The sequence below is a fragment of the Candidatus Poribacteria bacterium genome (assembly GCA_026702755.1).
Taxonomy (GTDB): Bacteria; Poribacteria; WGA-4E; order WGA-4E; family WGA-3G; genus WGA-3G.
Genome location: JAPPBX010000090.1, coordinates 61,803 through 86,277, shown reverse-complemented (window position 1 = coordinate 86,277; position 24,475 = coordinate 61,803). Strand labels below are relative to the sequence as shown.

General features: G+C 48.3%; 25 protein-coding genes. 6 read left to right on the top strand and 19 right to left on the bottom strand.

Annotated features, from left to right (window positions below):
• The 6 genes from OXH39_17450 to OXH39_17425 all read right to left on the bottom strand — a co-directional run bounded on the left by OXH39_17450 (window position 1) and on the right by OXH39_17425 (window position 5,788).
• Entirely contained in the window at window positions 1-1,146 is a 1,146-nt protein-coding gene (locus tag OXH39_17450; GenBank protein MCY3552251.1) for a DegT/DnrJ/EryC1/StrS family aminotransferase, read from the bottom strand.
• 98 nt (window positions 1,147-1,244) lie between these two features.
• Complete coding sequence (aroQ, locus tag OXH39_17445) at window positions 1,245-1,697, bottom strand: type II 3-dehydroquinate dehydratase (GenBank protein ID MCY3552250.1); 453 nt, start codon at window positions 1,695-1,697, stop codon at window positions 1,245-1,247.
• Between the two features lie 136 nt (window positions 1,698-1,833).
• Complete coding sequence (locus OXH39_17440) at window positions 1,834-2,130, bottom strand: hypothetical protein (GenBank protein MCY3552249.1); 297 nt, start codon at window positions 2,128-2,130, stop codon at window positions 1,834-1,836.
• Between the two features lie 147 nt (window positions 2,131-2,277).
• The gene (locus OXH39_17435; protein MCY3552248.1) at window positions 2,278-3,492 is read right to left on the bottom strand and encodes a Gfo/Idh/MocA family oxidoreductase; all 1,215 of its coding nucleotides are present in this window, start codon (window positions 3,490-3,492) and stop codon (window positions 2,278-2,280) included.
• Window positions 3,493-3,525: 33 nt separating this feature from the next.
• Window positions 3,526-4,566, bottom strand: coding sequence for a Gfo/Idh/MocA family oxidoreductase (locus OXH39_17430; GenBank protein ID MCY3552247.1), 1,041 nt, complete (start codon window positions 4,564-4,566; stop codon window positions 3,526-3,528).
• 28 nt (window positions 4,567-4,594) lie between these two features.
• Window positions 4,595-5,788 (bottom strand): phytanoyl-CoA dioxygenase family protein, encoded by a 1,194-nt coding sequence (locus OXH39_17425; protein MCY3552246.1) that lies wholly within the window; start codon window positions 5,786-5,788, stop codon window positions 4,595-4,597.
• A gap of 244 nt (window positions 5,789-6,032) precedes the next feature.
• Between OXH39_17425 and sbcD the strand changes: the two genes are divergently transcribed.
• Genes sbcD through OXH39_17410 form a run of 3 tightly spaced genes read left to right on the top strand, consistent with a single transcriptional unit; the run spans window position 6,033 to window position 11,286 of the window.
• Entirely contained in the window at window positions 6,033-7,205 is a 1,173-nt protein-coding gene (sbcD, locus tag OXH39_17420; GenBank protein ID MCY3552245.1) for an exonuclease subunit SbcD, read from the top strand.
• Window positions 7,202-10,504 (top strand): AAA family ATPase, encoded by a 3,303-nt coding sequence (locus OXH39_17415; protein ID MCY3552244.1) that lies wholly within the window; start codon window positions 7,202-7,204, stop codon window positions 10,502-10,504. Before sbcD ends, OXH39_17415 begins: the two co-directional genes overlap by 4 nt.
• Window positions 10,505-10,527: 23 nt before the next feature.
• A complete protein-coding gene (locus OXH39_17410; GenBank protein ID MCY3552243.1) occupies window positions 10,528-11,286 on the top strand; it encodes a sugar phosphate isomerase/epimerase in 759 nt (252 codons plus the stop codon).
• A gap of 107 nt (window positions 11,287-11,393) precedes the next feature.
• On the opposite strand, the gene OXH39_17405 is transcribed toward OXH39_17410, so the two are convergent.
• Complete coding sequence (locus tag OXH39_17405; GenBank protein MCY3552242.1) at window positions 11,394-11,804, bottom strand: secondary thiamine-phosphate synthase enzyme YjbQ; 411 nt, start codon at window positions 11,802-11,804, stop codon at window positions 11,394-11,396.
• A gap of 144 nt (window positions 11,805-11,948) precedes the next feature.
• Here OXH39_17405 and OXH39_17400 point away from each other — a divergent pair, with 144 nt between their 5' ends.
• The 3 genes from OXH39_17400 to OXH39_17390 are packed head-to-tail and all read left to right on the top strand — an operon-like array spanning window position 11,949 to window position 13,362.
• On the top strand, window positions 11,949-12,260 hold the full coding sequence (locus OXH39_17400; protein ID MCY3552241.1) for a hypothetical protein: 312 nt from the start codon (window positions 11,949-11,951) through the stop codon (window positions 12,258-12,260).
• A complete protein-coding gene (locus OXH39_17395) occupies window positions 12,245-12,508 on the top strand; it encodes a hypothetical protein (protein ID MCY3552240.1) in 264 nt (87 codons plus the stop codon). The genes OXH39_17400 and OXH39_17395 overlap by 16 nt, the downstream gene beginning before the upstream one ends.
• Before the next feature lie 59 nt (window positions 12,509-12,567).
• Entirely contained in the window at window positions 12,568-13,362 is a 795-nt protein-coding gene (locus OXH39_17390; protein ID MCY3552239.1) for a sugar phosphate isomerase/epimerase, read from the top strand.
• On the opposite strand, the gene OXH39_17385 is transcribed toward OXH39_17390, so the two are convergent.
• The 12 genes from OXH39_17385 to OXH39_17330 form a co-directional block, all read right to left on the bottom strand.
• Entirely contained in the window at window positions 13,357-14,577 is a 1,221-nt protein-coding gene (locus OXH39_17385) for a phytanoyl-CoA dioxygenase family protein (GenBank protein ID MCY3552238.1), read from the bottom strand. The genes OXH39_17390 and OXH39_17385 overlap by 6 nt on opposite strands.
• 35 nt (window positions 14,578-14,612) lie before the next feature.
• Window positions 14,613-15,344, bottom strand: coding sequence for an SDR family NAD(P)-dependent oxidoreductase (locus tag OXH39_17380; GenBank protein ID MCY3552237.1), 732 nt, complete (start codon window positions 15,342-15,344; stop codon window positions 14,613-14,615).
• Complete coding sequence (locus OXH39_17375) at window positions 15,344-16,051, bottom strand: TIGR04282 family arsenosugar biosynthesis glycosyltransferase (protein ID MCY3552236.1); 708 nt, start codon at window positions 16,049-16,051, stop codon at window positions 15,344-15,346. Before OXH39_17375 ends, OXH39_17380 begins: the two co-directional genes overlap by 1 nt.
• 60 nt (window positions 16,052-16,111) lie before the next feature.
• The gene (locus OXH39_17370) at window positions 16,112-16,363 is read right to left on the bottom strand and encodes a toxin-antitoxin system HicB family antitoxin (GenBank protein ID MCY3552235.1); all 252 of its coding nucleotides are present in this window, start codon (window positions 16,361-16,363) and stop codon (window positions 16,112-16,114) included.
• Window positions 16,360-16,626, bottom strand: coding sequence for a type II toxin-antitoxin system HicA family toxin (locus OXH39_17365; protein MCY3552234.1), 267 nt, complete (start codon window positions 16,624-16,626; stop codon window positions 16,360-16,362). The genes OXH39_17370 and OXH39_17365 overlap by 4 nt, the downstream gene beginning before the upstream one ends.
• A gap of 127 nt (window positions 16,627-16,753) precedes the next feature.
• Window positions 16,754-18,682, bottom strand: a complete 1,929-nt coding sequence (locus OXH39_17360; GenBank protein MCY3552233.1) for a hypothetical protein — start codon at window positions 18,680-18,682, stop codon at window positions 16,754-16,756.
• Window positions 18,683-18,797: 115 nt separating this feature from the next.
• Entirely contained in the window at window positions 18,798-19,052 is a 255-nt protein-coding gene (locus tag OXH39_17355) for a toxin-antitoxin system HicB family antitoxin (protein ID MCY3552232.1), read from the bottom strand.
• Window positions 19,049-19,315 carry a type II toxin-antitoxin system HicA family toxin gene (locus OXH39_17350; protein ID MCY3552231.1) on the bottom strand — a complete coding sequence of 89 codons (267 nt, stop codon included), beginning with the start codon at window positions 19,313-19,315 and terminating at the stop codon, window positions 19,049-19,051. The genes OXH39_17355 and OXH39_17350 overlap by 4 nt, the downstream gene beginning before the upstream one ends.
• 399 nt (window positions 19,316-19,714) lie before the next feature.
• Complete coding sequence (locus tag OXH39_17345; GenBank protein MCY3552230.1) at window positions 19,715-20,725, bottom strand: hypothetical protein; 1,011 nt, start codon at window positions 20,723-20,725, stop codon at window positions 19,715-19,717.
• 150 nt (window positions 20,726-20,875) lie between these two features.
• A complete protein-coding gene (locus OXH39_17340; protein MCY3552229.1) occupies window positions 20,876-22,054 on the bottom strand; it encodes a glycosyltransferase family 4 protein in 1,179 nt (392 codons plus the stop codon).
• A complete protein-coding gene (gene tsaE, locus OXH39_17335; protein ID MCY3552228.1) occupies window positions 22,008-22,508 on the bottom strand; it encodes a tRNA (adenosine(37)-N6)-threonylcarbamoyltransferase complex ATPase subunit type 1 TsaE in 501 nt (166 codons plus the stop codon). Before tsaE ends, OXH39_17340 begins: the two co-directional genes overlap by 47 nt.
• Window positions 22,509-22,553: 45 nt before the next feature.
• Window positions 22,554-24,233: an ATP-binding cassette domain-containing protein gene (locus tag OXH39_17330; GenBank protein ID MCY3552227.1), complete on the bottom strand. Its 1,680-nt coding sequence runs from the start codon at window positions 24,231-24,233 to the stop codon at window positions 22,554-22,556.
• Window positions 24,234-24,475: the final 242 nt, after the last annotated feature.

The following is a 24,475-nucleotide window of genomic DNA, read 5'->3' as shown; positions in this document are numbered from 1 at the left end:
TTATGCGTTCAAAATCTTTCCTATCGCCGCAACCACGGTGTGGATGTCTCCGTCGGTCAACCCTGGATGGAGGGGTAAACTCACGACGCGTTCATAAGCTGCCTCTGCGTACGGGAAATCACCGACACGGTAGCCGTATTTCTCCTGATAAAACTCAAAGAGGTGTAACGGGATGTAGTGGACACTGCATTCAACGTTCGCCTCGCTTAAGGATGCCACAAATTCGTCGCGTTTGCCGTTCTGGAGTTGGATAATGTAGAGGTGCCACGAATGTTCGCGAGGATTATCCGGTATCACAGGTGTGCTTATTTGTGGAAATTTCGCCAGTTCCGTTTTATAAATCTGCGCGAAATTTCGGCGGCGTTCATGCTGTTTATTGAGTTTCATCAATTGGCACAACCCCATCGCTGCTTGAATATCGGTCATGTTGTATTTATAGCCTTCAGTGGTGATGTCGTACCGCCAGATGTCGCGCTGCGATTGACGTGACCAAGCGTCTTTGTCGATACCGTGGAGCCGCATTGTTCGGAGTGGTTCAGCAAATGCGTCGTTATTGGTGGTAATCATACCCCCTTCGCCTGTCGTTAGATTTTTATTCGCATAGAAACTGAAGGCGGACAGATCACCGATATTGCCGATGGATTGCCCCTTGTATTCGGTTGGAATCGCGTGGGCTGCGTCATCGATAAGAACGAGATTGTGGTTTTGGCAGATGTCCTGTATCGCATCCATATCGCATGCAATACCTGCGATATGGACGGGGAGAATCGCCTTAGTGCGTGGGGTTACCGCCTGCTCGATCTTGGAGATGTCAATATTCAACGTATCCGGGTTGATGTCCACAAACACAGGCTTCGCACCGACGTATCGGATTGCCTCAGCGGTCGCAGTGAAGGTATAAGGCGTTGTGATGACCTCGTCGCCGCTACCGATACCGGCGACAACGAGACTCAAATGCAACGCAGCCGTGCAAGAACTGACGGCGATAGCATGCTTGGCACCGAGGTATTCGGCGAAAGAACGTTCAAACTCGCGGACTCTGTTGCCTGTGCTGATCCACTTGGAGGCGAGCACTTGGCTAACGGCTTCAATTTCAGTATCATCAATCCAAGGACGACTAAACGGTACAAACGGTTTTTTTGCCATCTTTTTAATTTTCCTTGCGGTTCGGTAAGGTTCGTCTAAAGTTTCAGGATCGCCTCCGTATATGCGCCTTCCACTACGTTTCAGGCTTCGCGTTTTTTTTAATTTTCCTCAGTTCGTTGCAGGATGTGGATCATTGCTTCAAGAGCAAGCGTGTAACTATGCGTTCCGAACCCACCGATGACACCAACAGCAACCGCTGATATATAAGAATGATGCCGAAATTCTTCGCGGGCGTAAATGTTAGAGAGATGAATCTCGATAACAGGTCGGGCGACAGTAGAGAGTGCATCTCGGATGGCAACACTGGTATGTGTGTAAGCAGCAGGATTAATCAGGATGCCATCTGCCCAGTCGATATGGTCCCCGATGATGGAGACGAGTTCGCCTTCATGATTGGATTGAAAGATTTTGAGAACAATCGGGTGCGGTGATGCTGCTGCGTACCGGTCAAGTGTAGCGTTGATGTCGGGTAACGTTTGGTGTCCGTAAATCTCCGGCTGGCGTTTTCCCAACAGATGTAGATTCGGTCCGTGTAGGACGAGGATGTTCATGCGCATGGTTCCTTTTTCGTGATGTATTACCTTATCACCATAAGCAGTATATAATCAATCAGAAAAACTCGCAAGACTTTTATAGTGCTACCGGACCAATTGAAGTTTTATCGGATAGATCGATCTGCTGTTCGCTTCATTTTCTCCCGCTTTTGTCGATCCGAGTGCCAAGAACGCGCGCACCATAAACAATCGTTAGAAATATTATGAGAGAGGAGAGAATACGGAAGTATTCCTCATATCTGCGCCATCTAAATCTCCAGAATCTAAGGGAAAAGAATTCGTCAGTGAAAGCATGCCACGCGAAGAAGAGAATACCGCCGGAAAGACACACCACTGTAAAAACGAATCGTAAGTGTCGCTCTGTCTCTTTGAGGCTGCACCAGAGCAGCGCAGCACACCAAATCATCATAACAGCAAGGCTAATCTCCATTGTTTTCCTCTCATCTTGTCCAAATGACAAGTAAAACGATGCATCTGGACACTAACCGAATAGCAGGGAAGTAGTTTCGCAGCGATGTTGAGATGGTTGGAAATTGTCCTACCGTAGATTGTGGGAGATTGACGCTGTGGATAGGTTCTACTCGTCAATAGCGTGCCCGAATTTTTGACGAAACTCGTCATGAACCATCTGCTCATAACCGGTCGTTTTCGTTATTGGGATGTCGATGGGCATCATTCCCGTCCGTGAGGATTCGTATAACGCGATGCACATCTCCACGTCTTTCCGCCCACCGATGCCGTACTCCGGTGGTTCTCCTGTGAGTGCCGCCTTCGCAATGGTCATAATCTCCTCAGCAGTTCCCACATTCCAATCGTCTATTGCGTACGCCCTAAAGGGATTTTCATAAACGATCTGTGGATCTGTATGCACGACGATTCTGGAAAGGACATCAACCCCGTCAACCTTGTGTCGTTCCGTTTCGATGGGAATATCTTTCATTTCACCGTTGACGAGGGCACGCAGCGGAAAGTCGGCAGTCCAGAAATCAACGTCTGTTATCACACCTTTCGTTCCCATAATCTGTCTGTACTTAATCGTTTCTTCCCCGACTTGAGAGGTTTCATAGACACCAACGGCACCACTTTCAAATTCAATAAGCGCGTGCCCCCAATCTTCGTAAACCCTGTCGGGACCCGGAACGAACTGCTTGGTAATTCCAGTGATTCTTTTCGGTTCGCTTTGGGCATAAAATCGAATCTGGGACATCCGGTGAACGCCCATGTCAATGCAAACACCGGAATGCGAAGTAAATGTTGAGATGGGCGACGCTATGCCGCGCGGTTTTCCTACACCGTGCACGAACTCCCTGCGTCCGAAGGGTTCGATAAAGTGAACTCGCATAATATCGCCAAGCACACCTTCCTGAATCAGCTTTATGATGATTCTGTCCCCTGGCATCCGAAAATAGTTCTCGGCGACTTCAAAGTGCACACCGTTTTTTCTGCAGCTATCTATTATCACATCACAACAGGCGAGGGTCGGTGCCATCGGTTTTTCAACGATGGGGTGCATCTTGTGTTCAGCGACCATCTTCGCGATCGGATGGTGTGTATAGTCGCCGGTGCTGATGTCTACAACGTCAATGTCGCTGTGCTTTTTCAACATCTGCTGAACATCCGTATAATAGGATAGACCGTACGTCTCACCGGCTTCGCGAGCGATGTCCGCATCAGCATCGCACACAGCGACGTAATCCAAATCCCCTCTTTTCGTCAATTCAGCGATTGTGGGAAGGTGCCAGCGTTTTGCAACCCAGCCACAACCTACTGACGCGATCTTGGCTTTCCGCATTCATTTATCTCCTTGGATTCCTTGGCATAGAAGTCAATGAACGACCCCTACTTCTGAGAGCCAAGCGTCCAGCACTTGCATGTTACCGAGCGTGTCGTCCCAAGACATTGCTGGTGCCTGTCGGTCCGGGATGTGCGCAGCGACGGTATCGGCTTCATAAGTAAATAGATCCCTATCAACGGGTATCGTCACTTCAGTCGTTTCCCGACTTTGGGCCGATTGAACGATCAGCTGCGTTGCGGGGAAGGTTGTATCGAGCGGCAGCGGTTCCCGCGCACCACGGCAAGGCGATGACGGCAGCCACGGGTTCGGGATTGTTAGTGTCCCCTCTGTACCGTAGATGGTGACGTTACTGCCATAGTTGCATTCAACGGCGCAAATGATCTCAGCGATAATATCGTTCTCAAATTTCAGGGTCGCTGCTGCGATCTGGTCAACACCTGTGGGACCGATTTTTCCGTTCCCTTTTACAGAGATAGGATTCAGAAATAGTTTGTTTGCTGCTGCACCTGCAACTTTTCGTGCCATTGAGGCGGTATAACACCCGATGTCAAGGATACCACCGCCCCCCATTTCACGGTTATAGATGCGACTTTGTGGATTGAAACCTGAGCGGTAGCCGAAAGTTGCTCGAATGACCTGGACCTCGCCGATGGTGCCATCTTGTATCAGTTCAACCATTTTTGCTATCTGTGGATGGCACCGGGACATAAAGGCTTCCATGAAAAATACGTCATTTTCGCGTGCTGCATCTACCATAGCAGCAGCTTCGGCGTGATTCATACTGACCGGTTTCTCGACGAGAAGATGTTTTCCTGCTTCCGCGCACTTTATCGCCCACTCCGCGTGAAGTGGATGAATCGTGGCAATGTAGACAGCATCAATATCATCATCCGTCAACAGATCAGCGTAATCGTTGTATTGGCGGGGAATATCGAAATCGTTGACAAGTCTGTCCATACGAGATTGGGTGCGACTCGCAACAGCGAGAATCTGTCCGCTGTCTGTGAAACGCATTCCATTACAAAAAACATAAGCGATACCGCCTGCGCCCATAACGCCCCAATTTAACATTATGTTATCTCCTCCTAACTTGATTGTCCTATCCCTTTGCTGCTTCTGCACGCTTACTTGATAGCGGGTGCATGATACCGGCACCGGGGGGCCAAACACCTGGATCCGCCTTAATCCAGTCACACAATTTCTGGGCGTACGGTGTCAAGGTCTCCCAGATTTCGTGGGGCATAATCCTACTGAAACCGTGTTGTGTGCGCCACGGCGCAGCGTACTCGACGTTTGGTAGGGCACGAATTTCTTTTGAGAGGTTCGGGGTTGCGCCGTGCCATGCCCGATTATCTCGGAACACACCAGAACCCGCTGTTGCACCGACGAGCGTTGAATGTTTCATCCAATCGGGTTCGTCACCCGGAGGTGGGGGATTCTGCTGCAGTGTATGTGTCCCTGGAATCTGACGGATCGGACCATTTTCCCACGTTAGATCGCACATGATGAAGTTAATCGTGACAGTAGGTGGGGTCATCTCCATAATCAGTTTCTGTGAGGGGACATCAAGGTTCCCGTTATCATCTCTATGGAGTTGAGCACCGAGTAATTCGGCTTGCTTGATACGCGCTTCGGAAAGGTGTTGTGGGTCCCTACCATCGGAATGCAAGTGTTGATACTCTATCGCGCCGGGGAGGCAGAGGTCGCCACCTGAACCCCAGACCCGATAATCTGAAGAGCCGAAAATTTCTGCGACGATTGGCGTGGTCGTCGGCAAGTCAATCATGCTTGCCCAAGCAGAGTGGTGCAGCATCTGCCTTGAAGCGGAAGAGGTGCCGTAACTATAGCGGTGTGGCAGCCGTCCGGTTTCGGCTGTGTATTTTCTGTTCCCGGGTCCCGGTATGGAGAGAATATCGCGCAGTGCTTCAGCACACCCTTCTCTCCAGCGCGCGAGTTCCTCAGGATTGAGAAGGTCTTTGACGACGGCAAAACCATCACGATGGAAAATTCGAGCGATCTTCTTGGTTTCGTGGGGTTCGCAGATTTCAAGTCCGCGAATACCGTTGTGTTCGCGCAGTTTTTCGCGTAGGGTTTCGACCCCTGGATCGTCGTAGACCCGACGCTTGGGCGAGTTCGGATCTGCTACGCCGAATCCTCTATTGCCGGGGGGCGGGTTTCCGTCAGCATCAACAGTTTCATTGACGGGTGTGTGCTCGTCCCATCCGACCCGCGTTTCGCCGTAGACTTCCATCTCTTCGAGTTCTGGGGTTAAGGTTCGTTTGTTGTCTTTCATGAGACTAACTCCTTGTTTCCCGCGATGGTATCATTGGGAAATCTATGTTCTTATCCGAAAAATATTGGATTTCGTTGTAGACAACGAGCATGAGAACAATCGAGTTTAGAGTAGGTTTTAATTTAGCACACGCCGCTTTTTTGGACAACGATTAATTTGTTTGAAAAAAGACTCAAGGTTTGTTATGATAGTGCGTATTAAATCCTTGGAATAATCTTTAACAGGTAGTAAGCGTACACAAAACATGAGAATTCTGCACACCGCCGATTGGCACATCGGACAACGCCTCCACGAACGTTCCCGGCTTGATGAACACGAGCAATTCCTCGACTGGCTTCTTAACACAATCCAAGAGCATAACGTTGAGCTCCTCCTCGTTTCAGGCGATATTTTTGACACCTCCCTTCCGTCAGCAGAAGCAACAAACCTCTATTACGGGTTCCTCTACCGCCTTTTTAATAAAACGGATACTTATACAGTGATTACCGCTGGCAATCACGACTCCGCTCGGCACCTGGAAGCTCCACGTGAATTCCTCAAAATGGGTAGAATCCACGTCGTCGGTCTCGCAAATGAGGTTGCTGACTGCGTCGTTGCCCTTCCGCCTGACAATCCTCGGATTGCTATTGCGGCTGTTCCATATCTTTCCGAAAGCGATCTCCGACACCTTTCGTATGAAGCGGAGGCGGATAGGAACGAACGGTATCGGGAATGGCTTAAGGCGTTCTATGCGGATTGCGTTGCTGCCATGCCAGCAGAACTCCCGAAAATTTTGATGGGACACCTCTTCGTTCAAGGTGGAAAAATAGGGGATTCCGAACGAAATGTACAGATCGGTGGCGCGACCGCTACCCACGCAAGCGATTTCCCTGAGAATGTGAGTTATGTCGCTCTCGGACACCTCCATAGACCACAGACGATCAACGGTACCGATTATCCAATCCGTTATTCCGGTTCACCAATTCCGCTAAGGTTCAACGAAACGGGTTATCGCAAAAAGGTGTATCTGTTAGAGTTGTCTGATGAAGGCACACTGAAACAAGATAAGGGAATTGAAATTGATATCTTCAAAGAGTTGTGCACTATCACAGGTGACGAAGATTCGGTTTTATCAGAAGCAAAGAAAGGAAAGTGGGATGGAAAGTATATACAGGTTAAACTGAAATTAGATGCACCAAGGGTCGGCATCAGCGATGAAATTCGGAAGCAATTCGGAGACCGTGGCGGTGAGGTTTTGAGCGTTGAGCTTGAACTGCCAGAAATGGCGCAGGGACCGACGATCCCCGTTGAAGACATGAAACGTCCGAAAGAAATCTTTGCACAGTTTCACAGAGCAAAATTCGAAGGTGAACCACCGGATGAGACCTTGGCGCAAACATTCAGTGAATTAGTCCAACTTGTTGAGGAATTTGAATGAAAATATGCAAATTGAAACTTAAAAATCTAAATAGTTTTCGGGACCCAGTTGCAATTGATTTTGAAAATCCGCCGTTGGATGACGCGTCTCTTGTAGCGATTACCGGTCCAACAGGTGCTGGAAAGACAACGCTGTTGGATGCTATTTGTGTCGCCCTTTATGGAAAGACACCAAGGTTGAGTGGAACTACAAATCAACATCCAAGACACCTTATCAGCCACGGTGAAACGGAGGGCTTTGCTGAAATACATTTTGAGGCAAACAATACCCGTTACCATGCGACGTGGTCCATTAGGCGCAACCGCTCTCCGCAATCACAATTGTTTAATGATTCCGACGAGTTAATCACCACCAATGTTGCTCAAGAGGTAGAATCTATCTTAGGGCTTGATTTTGGTGCTTTCAAACGCTCTGTTATGTTAGCGCAAGGCGAATTCGCGGCGTTTTTAAAGGCAAGCAAAGAAGAGCGACGGGCGATTTTGGAAGCAACCATAGACAGCTATGACTATGATTTACTCAAACAGACGCTAAACGACAAAGTTAGCCAGCTTGAAGCGGTGCATGAGGAAGTCAACGAAAGAGGCAATCGAATTCGGGTATCTTCACATGAGATAGACGCAGCTAGAGAGAGACTTGTTAGTTTGCAAAGGCAATCTGAAGTATTAGATGCGAATAGGCAACGAATTCGGGCAAGATTAGAACTTGCAAATGCAGAGGTTGAACTCCGTTCGGCAGCAGCAGATAGAACTGCTGCAAAGGAACAAGTTGAAACCAATCAAACCGTTTTTGACGAGGTGCAGGCATCGTACGCCGCTGCATCCACTGAGCGAGATCGGAGGATGCGGAACTACGCTGAAGCGAGACCAAATATAGGACGAGCGGAAGATCGGTTTGCGGAAGTGGATAAGCGAACTTCAGATTTGACGAATTTGACAGAGCAGATTAACACATTGGAGAACCAATTAAGCGACGGACGGACTGAGCAAGAACAGTTAAACGAACAGATTGAAAATGCACAGCGTTTTTTGAACGAAAATTCGCTTCCATCAGATCGGCAACAACGTCTTAACCGAGCCACCGGTTTTCTGGCACAACTTGATGCACTACAAAATCAGTTAGAGGATAGATCGGTCAGTAGGGATGATTGTGTCGAAAGAGTATCGTCTTTGGAAAACAGATTAGAGACGTTATTCAGGAATCGTGAAGAACGCCTCGCGGAACAAGCAGAAGCGGTAACTGCATTGGGAAACGCCGAAGCTGAATTGGACAATTTACAGACAGATGGAACTCGTGAAGATTGGAATACCCGCAGACAGCAGGCACTCCAGGCACAACCCATCGCTCAGAGATATGAAACAGCAAACAGTAACTTAGCGAACTCCGAAGACCGTTTGCATGAATTGAATGTGGCGAATACAGAATTAGATACGATACTTGCACAGATCGAAAATGAATTGACAAGCCAAGCGGAGGTGTGCCAGCGGGAGGAAGATGCAGTTCAACGTTGTGAAGATGCACGAGAATCAGCACTTTTAGCAAATCCAATCAATCAACTTCGGCAACGGCTTCAACCGGGAGAACCCTGCTCGGTGTGTGGTGCAACAGATCATCCCTGTGTTGATGTCGTGGAACCTGAAGCTGAGAATTTGCTGCAAGATGCTGAAACTGCATTAACAAATGCCAGAGATGTCGCACAGTCCGCACAAAATCGGATTCGGGATTTACAAACGAGACAGGCGAGAACTGAACAAAATAGCCGCAATACTGCTGAACAAATTATGGAATGCGCTACCGAAATAGAAACACTGCAAGACGAGACAACGCAGCTTCTCACAGAGTGGCGAGAGATCTATCCAGATGCAGATGTTTCATCTGCCTGGACAGCCGAGCAGGTTGACGACGCGGATACTGCTATCGCAGCTCTTGAAACCGCCAGGCAAGTCCACACACAAGCAACGCATAATTGCGAAACAGCAACACAACGACTTGAAACCTGTGACAACGACATCGCTCGCGACACCGAATCTCTGAATGAAACTGAAATGCAGTTGAGCGAACTCAGCGATGCCGTTGAAGATTTACAAGCGGGTATCGCATCTACAGAGTCGCGTTTTTGGGAGTTGCTACCTGACGCTTTTCATGGTGTTGCACCACAAGAGGCTGTAGATGAGTTTAACAATATGATCGAAGCGATTGGGATCCGTGAAGACGAACGTCGGAATGCAGAGGCACGACTTCAGGTGCTTAATACGGAAATCACGGCAGACGAAGGCAACCTTGAAAACCTGAGAGAACGCCGCGAAGTATTGCAAACCGAAATAGATGCATATCGGGCCGAGGGGGAAGCGTTTTTGGAGGCAGCTCGCGAAATAACTGGTGGTTTGGAAACAGAAGACGAGATTAACGTCGCTATTGAGGCGTTAGAAGCTGACATGCAGACCAAAGAGGTGGAGCGCGATAATGCTGATCGTCAATTGCAGGAGAGCCAAAACCTGCTAACAGAAACGCAAATTGCTCACGAGATTTGCGAAGTGCGGTGTGGTGAATGTGCTGAAAGATTTGAAACGGCATGCCAAGCTTATTTTAATAGATTAGAGAACGCAGAATTTAACTGGTCAGAAGCACACGATGCAGCATTGTCGGAGGTATTAGTGGATATTGAAACCCAAGCCGAAGAAATTGAAGTGCAGTTCCAAGAGGCGCAGCAAAAAGTTGGTGAACAACGGCAAATAGTAAACAATTTGCAAAATGCGCTTCAGGAACGTGAAAATCTTGAGGCTGAGGCACAAGAGGCTAAACAAGAATGGAAACGCTGGCGGAGGTTACAGAAGACAATTCCCGCTAATGACTTACGTGATTTCGCGCTGGAGATTATGTTCAGGCAAATGGTCAGTTTAGCAAATGAACAACTCAAATATCTCACCTCAGAGCGGTACCAACTTGAAGTCGAAACTATCGGTGACTTATCTGTTGTTGATCGCTGGAATGCGAATGAAAAACGTCCCGTTGAGACACTCTCCGGTGGAGAATCGTTTCTGACGAGCCTCGCTTTGGCACTCGCGCTCTCTGAACTCAGTCGTGGGCGGGCACAACTCAATTCGTTGTTCCTTGACGAGGGATTTGGCACGCTTGATACCGAGACGCTCGACATTGCTATCGCTGCACTTGAAGGACTCCGCATGCAGGGACGGAACATCTTCCTCATCAGCCATATTCAGGAATTAACGAGACGCTTACCTGTCAAAATTCAAGTTAATAAAAAAGGAAACGGCAGTTCATCTGTTAAAATTCAAGGTTAACCTAACAAAATTGGAGGCTTTACATGCAATTTGGTTTCATGTCGTCTGTCTGTCCGCCGCTAACATTGGCGGAACTCATTGACAAAGCGAAACAGTATGACTATAAACACTTGGAACTTCGCGTCGAGTGGGATCACGGACACGGTGTCGAACTGGATTCTACACCACAACAACTCAGCGACGCGCGCGCCCAATTTGTCGATAGCGGGATTGATCTCTCCTGCATCGCAACGGGTGTCCGGTTCATTGATCCAGACGCGAGCAAACGTGCCGAGCAAGTTGAACTCCTCAAGCGTTACATTGATCTTGCAGCAACCATGGGCGCAGCGAATATCCGTATCTTTGGGGATAGGGTACCAGAGACTCCAGTTGAAGTATCCCAAACTTTGGATTGGGAAGCGGATGGCATTCGTGAATGTGATGGATTGGCAGGCGACGCAGGCGTTGCACTCTGTTTAGAGACACACGGCAACCTCATCGGCAGCTACGTTGCGGAGACACTGCATCGCGCTGAAGCACAGAACACTTTTGTGAATTGGCACGCAGCGCATCATGTCCGGCACGGAGAACCCATCAATGTGGCGTATGTCCATCTGCGTGGCAAAGTCCGACACGCACATGTCAACTTCGGGGACGACGGACCACTACCCGATACAGAAAGAGATTCGCTCACGCTCCTTGCTGAAGACGGATATAACGGATTTATCTCCATAGAGGTTATCAACCCACCGGATTCCGATGCGGTGCTGAAGCGACACGCTGAACTCTATAGCACTTTGTAGTGCTTTATCAAGTTTCAAATTGAAGTCCATCAGGTTCGTAGTACGGCAATTCACGTTCTCCCGTTTGGGACGTGCGATGAATCGCACGACTACGAACCTACCTAACACTAAGAATAGAGCGTCGCTACTAAGTGTCGCCTACCACCACAATTCCGAAATTCGCAGAGATAGATGCCTTGCCATATACCTAAATTGAGGCGATGGTCAGTAATCGGGACGGAGACGGTAAAGCCGACAAGCGACGCTTTGATATGTGCTGGCATATCGTCATCGCCTTCTATTGTGTGTTTATAAAATGGTTCACGCTCTTTGACGAGCTGATCGAAACTGTTAGCAAAATCCTCGCGGACCGTCGGATCGTCGTTTTCGTTGATGGTCAATCCTGCGGACGTGTGCTTAATGAAGAGATGTAGGATACCTTCTTTCGGCAATTCACCGAGCGATTTCATAATCTCATCTGTAACCAGATGAAAGCCGCGCGGGTATTCAGGTAAGGTTATTTCGATTTGTTGAATCACTTTTTACTATACTCCAAGTCTGCTGATTATACGGTTTATTATACCTTGTTTATTCAATTTTTCAAGAAAATTGTTTGACAATTAACTTTTTTATGGGATATAATAGAGCATATTTGAAACTATTACATAATAAGGAGTTACACTATGGAGCTGGTTCATACTATTGAAGTCCAAGAACAGGGATTTGACGAGATTTACACGGTCCATGCTGAGCAAAACGGTGATGGATGGATTGGGTGGATACAAGAACTTCCCGAGGTAAATTGTGAAAGAAAAACGAAAGAGGAATTGTTGAAAGTGTTGGAAATTGAACTTCACGAGTGCTTGGCAATATATAAGGTGGAAGCGGAAATGTGGGATAAGCAATTTGAAGAAGACGCTAAGGCTGGAAAATTTAAACGATTCGCGAAAGAGGCACTCACTGATTTTCGAGCAGGTAAATGCGAAGATATATAAAACACGTAAAAACGCAACGTTTTCGGAAACATTATCGGGACCTTCCTCACCATGTTCAGCGGCTCGCTGACAAAAGTTTTGAATTGCTAAAACAAAATCCACAGCATCCATCTTTAGCATTGAAAAAGGTGCGTATCTATTGGTCGGCGAGGGTCGGTCCTAAATATCGTACGCTCGCTTCTGAAAGAGAGGGCACTTTCTTCTGGTTTTGGATTGGAACACACGATGAATACATGCGACTGATATGATAGTTGATAGGGCTGTACATCTTTTTGAGCCGTTCCAGACTTGATAGAAAGGAATTTTTATGGACATTATCTGTGCTTCTATTTGTTATCGAGGTTATGCCGAAGATGAAGTTGCTGCAACCTTAGAATACGCACCACAGATCGGCTATCGACTGATGGAAATTCATGGACCGCTTATATGGAGCGTAGATGCCGCACACGCGTTTGATATAGACGCTATGAAGGCGAAGATTGACGCATCTGGCATGAAATGTGCCGGACTCTATCCACCTGGGTGGGGTGGACAGGACAATGCCGATGTTGATGTACGTGCGGAGGCAATCGCAAGGTGTGTTGAAATCGCTGAAGGACTCGGCGCGACACATCTAACAACAAGCGGTGCACAACGTAGAACAGAACCCGGGGCATTGGACAGGGTTACTGCTTGTGTCCGCGAGGTGTTGCAGCGTATGCCAACAGAGAGTCAAATCAAGTTGACGCTTGAACCGCACCACGGGAATGTGCTTGAGCAAGCGGAGGATTTCCAAACAGTGTTAGATGCTATTCCTGATGAGCGGGTGGGAGTCTGCATAGATACAGGACATTTCCATTCGTCCGGCGTGGACACACTTGCCGCGATTCGTCAATTCGGTTCCCGCATCTATGCGATACATCTCAAGGACCATCTCGGCTCCGTATCTGTCGGCATTGGACGTGGGGAACTTAGGCTCAAACAGATCATCGAAACGCTCCAAGAGATAGACTACCAAGGCGACCTGACATTAGAATTGGAAGTCGAAGATCCAGAAAATCTGCCGCGCTATACTGAGGAAGCGTATTTCTATCTGAGCGGAATGCTCGGTTTACCGCTATAGTTCCCACGTTTTAATGAAATCTGCAACACCGAAATTGGCAGGCATTTCATTGAAATAGTAATGCATCGGACCGGATTGGAAACCCGGTAAATACAGCTCTTCGTCGGTCTTGAGAAGCGCGTCGAGTAGCTTAAAACGTTCCCATAGGGTGGTTGCTTCTTCCTTAGTAAACCGTTCGGCGAAGGGGGGTCCCCAATTGAGGGTAATAGCGTGGAAACCTTTGCCACGATTCTGGAGGTCATCGGGAATGTCTGCGAGTTCGCAACCGTGCATCAGTGCGACAAAACAGGCAGCTTTGCACAAAAAGACGGTTGAGAGCATCTTCCCTTTTTCGCCTCGATCTGGATGCAGTTGTTCAAGTGCAGCGTCGTAGGCATCGGCACTCTTTTCGATAGATGCCCGCAGTGCCTTTTCAGTACTCACTTGCATTTGATTGCTGCGTTCGTTCCATCGATCAAACTTTTCTTGTACGGACGGTGAAACATAATCTACGTAATCAAGTGATGGATAGTGCGTGAAGTTTGAAAACCCACCGTGAATCGTGCGCCGCATCTTGCGGCTGTAGTTGCTTCCCCAGTGCAAAATCGGTAGAATGTAGACGACACCGTCGCCTGCGTTCAGATGTGTTTGAACCGCGCCCGGTAACGGCACCTTCGGATCCGCCAGCAATAGTTCATTTTCCGCTTCAGTATTGACGCGTAGGTGGCTACCGGGAAGTACCCACAACACACTGTCGTCGTAGAGTGAGAGATTCCACTGAACATAACGTGGTCTCGTCTCTACAATATCGTCGATATAGCCTTGTAATGGAGCGGTATCAATAGGGTGATGGTCTCGGTGCCAAGTGGCGGGCCCGCAGTCTTTGACTGGACTACACATGAGCATCATCTCGGTGACACCTGCGTCCTCCTCGCCGAGCAGCTCACTGCTGACCCCTTGCATGTTTTCATGTGCCCAAATCTCAACAGCACTCGCTGTCTTTTCATCCACAAGCCCGGCAAGCGGTTCACGTCCGAGGAGTAGGCGGGGTTGGGGTGAAGTCTCCCATACGCCACCGGGTGGATCTTGTGGCGAGCGTTCTCTCGCCCAGATTTCTCGCTGACGCGATACCAGCAGTTCATAACTTTCCCGAAGTGCGTCCAGTTCTTCAGGTGGAATTACCTCGCGGAAAACGAGGTAGCCTTCTTCCATGAATTGAGTCAGGTTGACTTGCATGATTGCCTCCGATTGCGCGTTTATGAGCGCACACGTTACCCACGTCCGACATAGAGTTGACCGACCGGCAGGACTGTCGCATCTAACATATTGATATGCGGCGGGAGCGTCGCCATCAGAACGGCGGCTTGCGCGAGTTCGTCAACGTCCATCATCGGTTCAACCGGTGGCTGCGACTGATTATGATGGCGTTCTACGTAGGTATTACCGGGTTTCAAACAACTCGCTGTAATGCCGTGCGGTCTACCTTCGAGTGCTGTTACCTGCGTCAATCCCCAAATCCCGAATTTAGTGGCACTGTAAGGTGCTGTCCGAGGACGCACTCGATGTGAAGAAATACTACCGACGTTGATGATGCGTCCACCTTCACCTTGTGCCTTCATAATTGCGAATGCCTCGCGTGTGCAGATAAACGGTGCGCGGAGGTTCACACCGACGACCCAATCCCAATCCTCTGTTGAGAGTTCGTCTATAGGACCGGCATTAAACGCCCCGGCATTGTTTACGAGGATGTCCAAACGACCGTACTCGTCCATCGATTTTTCAAAGAGTGCTTTAATCTGTGCTTCGTCAGTTACATCGGTCGGAACAGCCAACACTTTTGTGCCGTTTGCACGTAATTCGTTTGCCGTCTGCTCAAGGAGTTCGGCGTTCCTTGCGGCGATCGTCAGACTCGCGCCTTCAGCGGCAAGCCCTCTCGCAATTCCTTTACCGATACCGCGGTTTCCACCCGTTACAATCGCAAATTTTCCATCTAATTGTCCCATTATCGATTCTCCTTATTTTTATCAAACATTTCTGTTAATAGGGATTCTGTTCTAACTGCTTGCACCGTTCCACCTGCAAGTCGCATCGCCGATATATGTCCATACAAAAACGCCAAATCTTCAGCCGTATCTATGTCATACCATGGCGGTAGGAGTCCCACCGTTGCCTTTAGCGAACGGATACGCGCCAGCGTTTGTCGAAAAACGTTTGCTGTACTCCATGCGATGTCTTCAAATAGGGATGGCACTGTCATTGCCACGTTCACTGCAGAAAAGCCGATCAGGTAATAACCACCATCTGTACTCGGTCCGACAGCGATGTCTCGCGAGTCAAGCAGTGTAAGTGCTTGTGAGATATATGAAATTGGTAACGTCGGACTGTCAGATCCAACGAGTAGGATTTTCGTATAGCCGTATTTTTCTGCCCACTGCGTTGCTGAAGTAAGTCGTTCCCCAAGACCCGCTCCACTCTGTGGTATATAGATGGCACCGTCTCCAATTAACGCTTGTAAATCCGCCTGTGCCTCTGGGGGCGTATACGTGATAACAAGGTCCACCTCGGAGAGTGTGGTGAGAGTCTCGCACCAATCTGTGAGAAACGCTGTGTATAATGCTGCCGCTTGTTCCGCCGAGATGGACGGGACGAGCCGCGTCTTGACTTGGTTCGGCACTGGATTCTTAGCGAAAACAATAACGCAGGTCTTCACCGGTAAATTCCTTGTTCTTGCGGTTTTATTCTAATAATGGGCAGAATAGACACGCTGCTTCTATAGATGGAGTGCTTGACGTAGACGCGATAGCAATCTCCCAGCAAAATGTTTTTGCGGTGGATTTTCTGGTTCCTCCAGTGTCTCAATATAGAGTTCTACCATGTTTTCAAAAGCGTCGCGCAATTCTTCGTCGGTATCACCGTGAAAACCTGATATTGCATCAATATTGACAATATGACCGACAAAGCATTCATCTTCGTCGCTATAGATAATTTTCGCGGTATAGTCTTTGTACGTCATTGTCTTCATGGTGTGATTCCTACCTGTTCTAAAAATTCTCTCGCTTTTCGGACGTGATATCGCTTTGCCTCTTTTTGAGGGTGGGGTCGATGAAAAAGGGCATCTTCATCTTTCAGTTTAAAAGTCACAATTGATCCGCGTCCTTCCTTTTTTGTAGCCCCAAGTGCCATGAAAAGGGCTTCAATACGCCGCCATTGCAACGTAGCGGGGACTTGTGTGCTAAAAATAGCCTCCAATGTCCTTTGATGTTTTTTGTTTAAGCGTACGTTCATTACGATTTTTAACTTTAACACATACTTGTTGAAGTATCAACTGAAAAATGTCAGTCCGCTCAAAGAACAGGATACGATAATGTGGAGCCGGATGGGTTAAAGAAGTCGCTCTGTCTCTATTATCGTGTTAATACCAAACCCGGTACACAGGTATCTCAAAAACCGCACCCACTAAACTCCAAAACGTTCCTGTCAGAAAGTCACCCAAAATCACGCCAACGAAAAATGGGGCTGCCTTCCGATAGATGCGCAACCCACCGAATTTGAGTAGAACCGCCTTGATAATCCAACCGACACAGACCGCGCTCCAAACCCAAACCATTCCTGCCGATAAACCGAGCGCATAGCCCGCTGGATGAAAAGGAAACCAGATAAACTGTCTTCTCAGAAACATTAATCCCAACGTAAACAACGAAGCAAACGCAGTGAAGCTCAATCCTGTGCTATCCGTGGCGTGTGGCTGTTGCAACCACGGCAGAAGCATCCGTTCAAAGGTTTCAAAACCGATACCAATAATGTATCCCTCCGTCCGAACCGCGCCGTGTTGATATATGAGATGCAAGTACGCCCAAAACGAAATGGGGGTAGCAACCAACAGAGCGACAATCATAGCAATCGCCATCTTTTTCTGTGAAATCGGCGCGCGTTCCGCGATTTTGAAGCCTTCCAACTGACTCGGCATCGGGTGCGAGACGTTATCCCGAACATACGGATATAAAAAAGAAAGAAGTGTTAAATTCGATGCACCGATCCGTCGAACACCTAAAGCTGAGACGAGCATCAATTGGGGGTGCGTCCAAATGACTTCATGATATGGCACACCGACCGCTGCACGCGCATAAGTTATGGCGATAGACATCAGAAAGTAAAGACAGAGAAAAGCGATGAGAATCCCAATGGACATACCCGCCTGCTGAAAAATAAAGACGAGAACCGTAGTACCTATCAAGATACCGAGCAGAGCAGTACGGTATTGAAAGGGTTCGTTTGTTGGGGTGGCAGACTTCAAAGCCATCGTAAGCACCGTCTTGAGATGTGGACGGCTTACCCATAGGATGAGGATCCCAAGCGTCAACCATGCCCCAATCCCCTGCTGATTGTAATAGGGGAACCCCGGTAGCGATTTCCAACCGCCGATGCTTCCTAAAATCAACTGAAATTTTGTGAACAGGAAAAAGAACCAGACCGAAAATGAAAGTTCGAGCGGTACAAAGAAGGTCAAACCGATGACCCACGGATAGAAGAAAAGTGGAAGCCAACCAATCGCACTCCACGGTTTCGCCGTGAAGATTTTCGCGCCGAAGTCGGGAATTTTGAGTGGCACACCGGGCACAAAAGGATACAGATAGTGTAATCCATTGAGCAATTCTACCGTCGCGCAGATGCCGAACCCAAGCCACAGCAACCTTCTTGAGAAAAAGCGCGGCGTGGTCATCTCTATTGGGAGTTGGGCAATCGGATAACTTAACCGTTCCCGTTCACTCCATTGCAAACGCTGAATGCTGTTGAAGCACATCAGAATGAAGAAGAGAACAAACGTAACAAACGACCAAAGCAGAATGGGACCGATCCATGCTGACAGGTGTTTTGTTGTGTATAAACTCGAATTGCCTTCAAAGAAACCGGTGAGCACGCTTTTATCTTGGGTTGTGAACCACGACGGAATATACCGATGAAAAAGTGCAGCGTATTCGTTTTCAAAGGTGGCGAACCAGAACGGATGCGCGAGGATTCCCAAGATAAAGTCCATCGGGTTGTGTCCAGAGACGACACAGAGTATCACCAACATCTGATAGACTAAAAGCAGTTGGGCGCGGCTCAAAGCGAGCTGTGGACGGAATCGCTTTAGCAGTGTGTTGAGCAGCACACCGAAAAAGAGATTGACGATTGGGGTGATAAACAGGGAGGCATAGGCGGGGTTCAGGGAGTGGTGGATACCGCTGACCAACGCAATCCAATACGCGTTGATGAGGATCAGGACCACACCGATGGCGAGCGGAAGCAGGAGCGAAGTCGTTTCAGTTCCGATTTGAGGTTGATGTCTTTTGTCTGACATAGCTGCCTTCCGCACCAAGTACCACCTTAGGCTGAATAGTATTGGTATAAGCAGCGTCTTGACTTAGTTCGCCAGAAACTTGTCTTCCTGTTAAAATGCCTTTTCATCGGTGTGTCTATAGGTGAAAGGCTTGACGGAGACGCGCCAGAAATCTCCACGCGAAGTGCTTTTGGGGCGGATTCTCAGGTCGCCCTTTGACTTCAAGATAGTGGTCTAATACGCCTTCAAAAGCATCCTGCAGTTCCGCGTCGGTATCACCGTGAAAAGAGACGATATCATCACCAATATCAACAACATGACCGACGAAGAAACTGTCTTCTTCACTATAGATAATTTCGGCTGTATAGCCTTTATAAGTCATTGTTTTCATAGCGTTATTCCTGCCCGTTTTAAAAAATCTCGAGCGTCTCGTATCTGGTATCGGTTCGCCTCTTTCCGAGGATGCGGTCGGTGAAGCGTGACAGTTTTCCCATTCAATTCAAAAGTCACGGAAGATCCTCTTCTCTCGTCTTTTGTGGCACCAAGTGCCATGAAAAGGGCTTCAATTCGCCGCCATGGCAACGTCGCTGGAATCTGTGTGCTAAAAATAGCCTCTAATGTCCTTTGATGCTTTTTGTTTAATCTTACATTCATTCCTGTAACATTGGATATGCTTTGGCTTCTCTATATAATACCTTAGGGTACAACATCCATTGGATTCCAGAGACGAGCAGTTTCTACGCCACGAGACCATTAGGTTTTGTCAAATCTTCTATATCAGCAAGGTTCCAGACGTGAATAATCTCAACCTTCTTTAACTATTAACTTTACCATGTACGACTTGAAGTGTCAACCTAAAAATTTTGGTTTACTGAAAGGAAAAAGTGAGTTGGTGAAAGGAATCAATCCATTGCTGTTTTCTGAAAATCCGCGAAACCCGTGTAATCCGCGAGAATCCGTGATTCAGACAAAAACACATCACAACAAACGCTCCTGAAAATTTTATCATCCTGCAAATTCTGATTCAGACAATTGACAAAATTCTTACACATCCTACCGATCTTCAATCATCTCACGGACGGGTGAATTCGCTGGCTCCACTGGTTCAGGACGCTGATCCAACCACCACGCAAAGACAACAACGAGACACGCAAGCACAATCGCACCCAGTGCCATCGGGATACCTGTTGATTCTCCCTCGCTTGCATCAATCTGGTATTTCGCGACAACCGCCGATGCCACAGTAATAACCGCCAGTATGAGATTGACAGTCCATGGGACCTGAAAAAGCACAGCGATCACTGAAACCACAGCGACAGTGAGACTCAATTGGGCAAGCGGATGGTAAGGTGTCGCATCGAATTCCTCAGCAGCACCGGATTGGTGTGGCACGGGAGTTGGCGCGCCCTCTTGATACGTCATTTCGATGAGCCGGATGAATTCGGCGAGTAATTTTCCCTCTTGGATCCACTCGAAGAGGTCAGGGTATTCGTGGCGTAGGAGGATGACAAACTCTTGACGTTGGGCACTAAAGTCTGTGAACTCTTCCCAATCGTTCTCTGCCACAGTGACGTAGGGTTCAGGACCGACGCGGATCTCATATCCCTGTCCAGCGATATAGACAACACTGCCGATACCTTCACGTTCTGCCATTATGAGTTCTGACGAGTCCTCTGGCGCAGTCTGTTGGTTTGTATCGTCCTGGACAACAGCCATATCCCGTTGCTTGAGTGCCGCCGCGCTCTCTTCAGATCGCATCGCCATTTCATTATCCGTGACGGCGACACCGATACGACTCACCAGTTCCATGGCTTCTACCTCATGTTCTGGTGCCACGAGGAGCACTGTTTGGCGTTCTTCTTTCAGTTCGATGGGTCGGCACCGAATTTGTTGCGCGTTCAAGGTGGTCTGAACCAGCTGCGCTTCCCATTGATCACTGGTGCGGTGGATTTCTACCCATTCGTTGGTATCACCGATAGCCTCACCAAATAGTTGGGATACCTGTCGGACTTGCCCCTGACTTGCTTGGGCACCCTGCGGTGGACTGATTGTTTTTTCTCTCATAATAACTCCTTTGAGCCGTGAAGAAATCTCTTAATACGTTTAGGGCTTACGCCAAATCCATTCATTTGCTTGCCGAATTGGAGGGCTGGAAGATTGGAAGCGTGGGAACGTCCCTCCATCCTTTCATCACTCAATATTCATTTTGTGGGTCTATCCTGATGCTGTTAATAATTCTGTGTAGACGGCTTCCGTCAAAGCGGTATTCTTTTCGCTGCTAAAGATTTGCACAGCGCGATCGCGGGCGGCTTTTCCCATTGCAGTCAGTCGTTCTTGATCGGCGGCGAGGGTTGCGATAGCGTCAGCAATTGCCGATGCATCTTCGGGTGGCACTAAAATCCCTGTTTCGGGTGTGACGAGTTCTTTGCTGCCACCCAACGGAGTCGCAATAACGGGTTTACCGACTGCCATCGCCTCAATGATAGTGCGCGGACACGCCTCTGGAATAATAGATGGGACCAGCACAATGTCAAGTAGGCTTGTTACAACCCGCGTATCTGACAAAAATCCGGTGAAAATAACGGAGTCCTCAACGCCTAAATCTGCGACTTCTTGTTTTAGTTCTTCCATATAATCGACATCTTTTTGAAAATAAGGACCGCCGATAATCAGCAATCTGATTGGTATTTTTCCCTTGAGTTCTGCCATCGCGCGGATTAAGAAGTGGATCCCTTTTTCCGGTGTAATCCGAGTCACGACACCGGCAAGTAGTGAAGCATCAGAGGCATCGTGAAAGAGTTCGGTACGAAGGGTTTCTATCTCTTCTCGCGATGCCTGAAATGCGTCTAAATCGACACCGTTGTAGATTAAGGTCTGCTTCGCCTCGGAAGCGAAGTTCCACCGGGTCGCTTCCGATACCAGAATCACCCGATGCAGAAGCCTTTCACAGAGGCGGTCCAGAATACCGTAGGAGGTCGCATAACGTTTGTGCATCAGGATCGGGATGCGATTTATCCTTGCCACAATGCTTCCAAGCAGTGCTACCGACAAAGAATTTGCATGGATGAGGTCAATCGAGTGCTGCTTTACCGTCCGATGGAGTTGACGAATAACCTGAAGTTGACGGAAATCTTCAAGCAGGTCGCCCAGGGTAAACCGTCTCACCTTATCGGTTTTATTGTGTGCGGCGGGGAGAGACAGTGGAACAACACTCGCCGCTGTCTTTTCGACTTCCGCTGCAAATGGACTATCCCCAAGGCACCCAACAAAGGGTGTAAAGCGATCTTTGTCGAGTAGGTTTAGCAGGAGCAGCAGGCTTCGTTGCCCACCACCAATGCCTGAACCGCTATCGAGATATAGGATGTTGGATTTCAATGTGTCGGATGTTTTCATCTTCAGGACTGTATGATATTGGCTCACTAATTTCTTCACCGTGTGAGGCGTTTCCGTCTGCAAGCGTTATGTGTATCCTGATGCAGGTATCTGGCAAAGCATCTGCCATCCGCTCTGCCCATTCAATGATGCAAATCCCGTCGCCTTCCACATATTCACTGAGTCCGAGTTCAGCGATCTCTTCACTGTTTTCAAGCCGATACAGATCGATGTGGTAGATTGGCACCTTCCCTTTATATTCGTTAATCAGGATGTAGGAGGGACTACTGACGACCTCATCCGGTGCAATGCCGATGCCGCGCGCAATGCCTTGTGTCAAGCAGGTTTTGCCGGTGCCGAGGTCGCCGATGAGAGCGATGACATCCCCCTGTTTGAGCGTCTTACCGAGTTTTTCGCCGAGTGCTTGTGTCTCTTTAGGGTTCTCTGTTTTAAAAATTTCGTTTCTGTTTTTCATCTGATTTTTGTACTGTCGTTTCTGTTTTTTATCAAATCAAGGGATTCAAGTCCCAGCTGCACACCTTAAAATGTCTTCTTGTGTCAAATTATCGTTGAGAAATTCGCCTGTAATTTCGCCTTCATGTAACACCAAAACCCTATCGCTCATGCCCAAGATTTCTGGGAGTTCGGAGGATACAAACACGATGGCGACACCCTCTTCCGCGAGTTTTGCCATCAGCGCGTGGATTTCTGCTTTCGCACCCACATCAATGCCGCGGGTCGGTTCGTCAAGAAACAGCACTTTCGGGTGTGTCATCAACCATTTACCTAATACAACTTTCTGCTGATTTCCACCGCTGAGATGATTCACCGGAACATTCAGCGAAGTCGTCTTAATCTGCAGGGAATCCACATAGTGTTCGCTTTTTTGAAACGCCGTGTTTTGGTCAATTAACCCATAAGATGTAATATCTGACGCTAAACCGAGACTCGCAAGCGTCATGTTGCGGACGACATCCACATCTAAAAGTAATCCGTAGCGTTTCCGATCCTCACTGACGAGTGCCATCCCGTGTTGTATCGCTTCCCACGGCGAATGAATCTGAACAGCACTTCCGTCTATAATGATTTCTCCGTTCCATTTGCTGTCATAAGCACCGAAGATAGTGCTAATCAATTCTGTTCTTCCAGCACCCATCAAGCCTGCGATGCCGAGGATTTCACCGCGCTGCACCTCGAAACTGATGTCTTTAAGGCGCGGGGGTTCTGGCGGATAAGTGCTTAAGTTTTTTACCCGAAGTGCTATCTCTTCTTGGCTCGCTCCATTTTCAGCAGTAGGGTTTGTTCTTCGTTTCGGAAAGAGTGCTGTTAACTCTCGCCCGACCATTTGAGAGATGAGTGCTTCTTCGGTACATTCAGGTGATTCAACGGATTGTGTCGCGACCGTTTTACCATCTCGTAGCACTGTCACCCGATCAGCGATTTGAAAGATCTCCTTGAGTTTATGAGTGATATAGATACAGGCGACACCTTTCTCTCGGAGTTGGGTCAGAATCTGGCGAAGGATCTCCACTTCGCTTTCGGTCAAAGCGGCTGTCGGTTCGTCCAATACGAGTAACAGAGCATTACCAGACTGCAAGCTGTGCCGCTGCTGTATATGGGCTTGCAAGCTGCGCCGCTGCTGTATATGGGCTTGCAAGCTGCGCCGCTGCTGTATATGGGCTTGCAAGCTGCGCCGCTGCTGTATATGGGCTTGCAAGCTGCGCCCTAAAGCCTTCGCGATTTCTACGAGTTGTTGTTGTCCGATACCGAGTTCGTGGACAGGTTTATGGAGTGGAATCGTCAATCCAAACTGTGAAAGGAGTTCGCCTGCTTCATGATAGAGGCGATGCCTGTCAATAGTTCCGAATTGACAAGGTTCCTTACCGAGATAGATATTCTCCGCGACCGTCATCTCTGGAATGAGTGCCAGTTCTTGATGAATAATCGCGATCCCGGCACGTTCTGCGTCGCGCACGGTGTGGAATTGCTGTTCGCTCCCATTGATGTACAGTTGCCCTTCATAGGTTCCGGACGGATAAACGCCACCGAGAATCTTAATCAGCGTCGATTTACCTGCGCCGTTTTCTCCACACAGCGCATGGATTTCACCCGGACGCACCTCGAAAGAAACGTTATCAAGGGCACGCACCCCGGGAAAGTCTTTGGTAATTGCCTGCATCTGGAGAAGTGGGGCTGTCACTGTTTGTCAATGCTCCGATACTCGGTTTTTTGCTATTATAGCAGAATTCAGGATCGAAATCAAGTTTATGGAACGATGTTTAAATATGTTTTACAAATTTAATTTGACATAATCAAATCAGAATCATTATGATTTTCATATAGAAACTGTTTTGTTGACAACATAAGACTTACACAATTTACTGACGAGTACCCACGACCTGCACGCCGCTGGCGAGGTTTTAAACCTCGCCAGCAAAGGAC